We start from the raw sequence: 767 nt of genomic DNA, 5'->3' as shown, positions 1-767 counted from the left end.
GACCTCGGTCTTGTTAAGCCTAGTGGCCCGAAAGATCGGGTGCTGAAAGAGGATGTGCAGGCCTACGTGAAACAGGCCATTGCCAACCAAGGTAAAGCACAAACAGCGGCTGCCCCTGCAGCGAGTGGTGGTGCTGGCATTCCCGCGATACCGGACGTCGACTTCAGTCAGTTTGGCGACGTAGAAGAGAAGCCGATGGGTCGCCTGCTCAAGATGGGCGCGACCAATCTGCACCGCAGCTGGCTCAATGTGCCTCACGTGACGCAGTTCGATGAGGCCGATATTACCGAGCTTGAAAGCTTCCGTAAGGCCATGAAAGCCGAGGCCGAAGCCCAGGGCGCCAAGCTGACACCGTTGCCGTTTATGGTCAAAGCCTGTGCCTTTGCACTGCGTAAATTCCCCCAGTTCAACGTCAGCCTCAAAGGCGACGGCGAAACGCTGGTATGGAAAAACTACGTGCATATTGGGATTGCCGTGGATACGCCGGATGGCCTGATGGTGCCGGTGGTGCGTAACGCTGATAAGAAATCCTTGATCGAGATAGCCAAGGAGATGGCGGAGCTAGGCAAAAAAGCACAAACCAAGAAGCTAAAGCGTGATGAGATGACCGGTGGCTGCTTCACCATTTCGAGCCTTGGCTCGATTGGTGGCACCGCGTTCACACCGATCGTTAATGCGCCGGAAGTGGCGATCCTGGGGGTTTCGAAAGCGCAGATGAAACCGGTATGGGATGGCAGTGCCTTCCAACCGCGCTTAATGATGCCGCT

The 767-nt window shown here is 56.2% G+C and carries 1 protein-coding gene; it reads left to right on the top strand.

Annotated features, from left to right (window positions below; genetic code table 11):
• On the top strand, window positions 1-767 hold a 767-nt coding region (locus tag INT22_RS00275; RefSeq protein WP_193067457.1), incomplete at both ends, for a 2-oxo acid dehydrogenase subunit E2.

It is taken from the genome of Halomonas sp. 3D7M (genome assembly GCF_014897885.1).
Lineage (GTDB): Bacteria > Pseudomonadota > Gammaproteobacteria > Pseudomonadales > Halomonadaceae > Vreelandella.
The sequence above is the reverse complement of the archived record's forward strand: the minus strand, read 5'-3'. Positions and strand labels throughout refer to the sequence as shown.